We start from the raw sequence: 3490 nt of genomic DNA, 5'->3' as shown, positions 1-3490 counted from the left end.
GTATCGCCCTGATTTGACTGCCATTCTCCGTGGGCGCGCCGAGCAAGCCGGCACCCGCATCAGCTATGGCAAGACAGTCACCGAAATAGCCGACGACGGCGGCACCGTCACGGTCCTCACGGCCGACGGCGGGAGTTCCTCCTACGACCTCCTCATCGGGGCTGATGGCCTTCACTCGGCAGTACGGAAAGCAATCGGCATTGACGTCGAGCCACAACCCACCGGCATGGGTATTTGGCGGGCGTTTGTTGAGCGCCCCGAAGACGTCGTCCGCACGGACCTCACCTACGGCGGCCCCTGCTTTATTGCCGGCTACTGCCCCACGGGACCGGAGACCATCTACGCCTACCTCGTGGAGAGGGCACAGGAACGCAAGCACGAGGACGGCCCCCGGGTCATGTCCGAACTTGCTGCGGCCTACGGTGGTCCTTGGAACGAAATCCGCGCCAACCTGGACCACAGCGCCCGCATCAATTACACCTGGTTCACCTCGCATCTTGTGGAAGGTCCATGGAACAGGGGCCGCACGGTCATCATTGGCGATGCTGCCCACAGCTGCCCTCCCACCGTTGCCCAAGGGGCCGCCATGGCATTGGAAGACGCCGCGGTGCTTGCGGAGCTCCTGATCTCGGCCGACCACCTCACCGAGACATTGTGGAAAGAGTTCACGGACCGCCGCCTGGACCGGGCAGCCGCCGTGGTCAGGGCGTCTGTGCAATTGGGTCAATGGATGCTGGACGGTGTGCGTGATGCCGATGTGCCTGGACTAATGAATTCACTCTCCACCATGCTGAAGGAACCCGCATGAACACCCCCGCCAGCGCGCAGCAAGCCGTGATCGACGTCCACGCGCACGTGCTTATTCCGGCCCTCCAGCAAAGAGCGGCAGAGGGTGATCCGGAAGGATTCCAAGCCCTCCAAGCCCTGGAAATCCGGAGGAACGGGCCCGAATCCATGGCCGCCTCCGGCGCCATGATCAAGGAGCGGTGGCAGCAGCTCACTGACCTCGACAGGCGTCTGGCAGACATGGACGCCCAGGGGGTGGACGTCCAACTGGTCTCGCCCTCGCCGTCGCACTTCTACTACTTTGCCGGTCCGGAGCTCGCCATGACGCTGGCCAGGCAGGCGAATGAGGCTGTCCGCGAACTCGTGCAGAAGGCTCCGGACCGGTTGAACGGACTGGGGCTGGTGCCCTTGCAACATCCCCACCTCATGGTCGAAGCGCTGGAGCACGCCGTGGTGGACTGCGGACTGCCGGGCGTGGAAATCGGCTCTTTCGCCGGTACTCCCGGCGATCCCGCACGCACCACCGTTGAGCTCTCCGATGCCCGCTTGGAACCCTTCTGGAGCCGGGCGGAGGAACTCGGGGCACTGGTCTTCCTTCATCCGTTCGGCTGTTCGCTTGATGAACGTCTTGACCGGTTTTACTTGGCCAACACCGTGTCCCAGCCGGCCGAGAACGCCGTGGCCCTGTCCCACCTCATCTTTAGCGGGGTCTTGGACCGCCACCCTGGCCTGTTGATCCTCGCCGCCCATGGCGGGGGTTACCTTCCCACCACCATCGGCCGTTCGGACCACGCCTGGAAGGTGCGCCCCGAAGCACGGCGCTGCGCCGAACCGCCGTCGTCGTATCTTCGCCGGATCTTCTTCGACTCGTTGGTGCACAACCCCCGCGAACTCGCGGCATTGCTCCGGGCCGCAGGGCCTTCCCAGGTTTTGCTCGGTTCCGATTACCCCTTCGATATGGGTTCGGAACACCCTGTTGAGGAGGTCCATGCGGCCGGACTCGCCCAAGCCGACACTGCCGGGATTCTCGCCGGCAACGCCGCGCGGCTTGGCCTCGCTGCGGCAGCCGCCCTCACCGTCCGCCCCACCGTTTAAGGAAGCAACCATGGTCAAGATTGCCCGTTGGAATCACGACGGCGGAACGTACGAAGGGTTCGTCGGCGACCACAACTGCTACGCGTTGGCCGAGGGACGCTCGGTTCAGTACTTGTTGCACGCCGGCTTGGAGGAGACTCTGGCCATAGCGGCGGAAACCTTTCGGAGCACCGCACCTGTTCCTTTGCAGGACGTGCAGTTGCTGGCCCCGCTGCTACCTGGCACCATCAGGGATTTCGTTGCCTTCGAGGAGCATGTTGAGGGGGTGCGCAAGAGCATAGATGGCATAGCCGGCGTGGTGGCCGAATGGTACGAAGCACCAACGTTCTACTTTACGAATCCGCACACGGTGACCGGCACGGGCGAGGTGATCGGTATTCCTGCCGGTTCCAGCGAACTGGACTTTGAGACCGAAGTAGCGGCCGTCGTCGGGCACGTACCGGGCAGTGATGGCAGGAACCTGACCGCGGCAGACGCGCACCGGCACATTTTCGGCTACACGATTCTCAATGACTGGTCGGCACGTGACTTGCAACGGAGGGAGATGAAGGTCAGCCTTGGACCCTGCAAGGGGAAGGACTTCGCCAACACCCTCGGTCCATGGATTGTGACAGCCGATGAGTTCGAGCACCTCCACGACCACCAAGGATTCCTGCCCCTCAGCATGGCCGTCGAGGTCAACGGCCAGGCCATTGGCCAGGACCTGCTGTCCAACATGGGCTGGCCCTTTGCTGAGCTTGTGGCTTATGCCTCCCAGGACTCCGTGGTCCGGCCTGGCGACGTGCTGGGTTCGGGAACCTGCGGCAGCGGCTGCCTGGCCGAACTATGGGGACGGAACGGCGCCAAGACTCCCCCGCCCTTGAAGACCGGCGATTCAGTGCGAATGACAGTGGAAGGCATCGGCTCGATCCTCAATGCCGTAGGTGAGCGGCGCGAAGCCGTGACCAGGGTGCCTGCCCGCAACCGGCCAGGCAGCAAAGAGCGCGGCAGCCACAATGTGCGGGAGACTGTCACTAACCACTAAAGAAAGCGCGGTCCCGTTTTGATCTCCCTGCAGCAAGACCCTGAAGGTTTCGTACGGATGAAAAGACACTTCCCGGGCGGTGCCTCAGTGTCCATACTTTTCACTGATGGAACCCAGGAAGTCTTCACCGGGCAACGCCTCAATGACATCTATGACCAGGCGCTGGCGGCCTACCGGGCCGGCAACCACTTGGACGCCAAAGGGTTCAACCGCGGACCCCGTAAGAAGGTCCAGGAAACCATCGAGTTTATTCCCGTCGCCCCTGGCATGTCCGCCTAGCCCGCTGTCTCCATGGCTTGCCCTGAACATTCGCTGTCAACAGTTGGCTCCGTGGCGTGACTATCGGCGGCCGGAGGCGTGCTCCACACAGTAGGGCGTCCAGGGCCTGGCCTCGAGCCTGTCTTCCGGGATAGCTGCTCCGCAGACCCGGCAGCTTCCATAGCTGCCCTCGGCAATCCGGCCCAAGGCAGCATCGATCTCCGTCAAGCCGACGCGGCTTTGGTCAAGGAGGGCTTCGGCCTGCGAAAGCTCGAAGGCTATGGTGCTGCCCTCTGGATCATGCTCGTCGTCCACATTGGAGTCCTG

General features: G+C 63.2%; 5 protein-coding genes. 4 read left to right on the top strand and 1 reads right to left on the bottom strand.

What is annotated here, in order from left to right:
• The 4 genes from HP499_RS22255 to HP499_RS22240 all read left to right on the top strand — a co-directional run.
• The coding region (locus tag HP499_RS22255; RefSeq protein WP_172326271.1) for an FAD-dependent monooxygenase at positions 1 to 808 on the top strand (808 nt) is incomplete at its 5' end.
• Positions 805 to 1881 (top strand): amidohydrolase family protein, encoded by a 1077-nt coding sequence (locus HP499_RS22250; protein WP_172326270.1) that lies wholly within the window; start codon positions 805 to 807, stop codon positions 1879 to 1881. The genes HP499_RS22255 and HP499_RS22250, both read left to right, overlap by 4 nt.
• Positions 1882 to 1891: 10 nt before the next feature.
• Complete coding sequence (locus tag HP499_RS22245; protein ID WP_172326269.1) at positions 1892 to 2905, top strand: fumarylacetoacetate hydrolase family protein; 1014 nt, start codon at positions 1892 to 1894, stop codon at positions 2903 to 2905.
• Positions 2906 to 2923: 18 nt separating this feature from the next.
• Positions 2924 to 3184 (top strand): hypothetical protein, encoded by a 261-nt coding sequence (locus tag HP499_RS22240; protein WP_172326268.1) that lies wholly within the window; start codon positions 2924 to 2926, stop codon positions 3182 to 3184.
• Positions 3185 to 3244: 60 nt separating this feature from the next.
• On the opposite strand, the gene HP499_RS22235 is transcribed toward HP499_RS22240, so the two are convergent.
• Positions 3245 to 3490: TraR/DksA C4-type zinc finger protein (locus HP499_RS22235; protein WP_172326267.1), on the bottom strand; the 246-nt coding region annotated here is incomplete at its 5' end.

The sequence above is a fragment of the Paenarthrobacter sp. CM16 genome (genome assembly GCF_013179505.1).
In the GTDB taxonomy this organism is placed as follows: Bacteria; Actinomycetota; Actinomycetes; order Actinomycetales; family Micrococcaceae; genus Arthrobacter.
The sequence above is the reverse complement of the archived record's forward strand: the minus strand, read 5'-3'. Positions and strand labels throughout refer to the sequence as shown.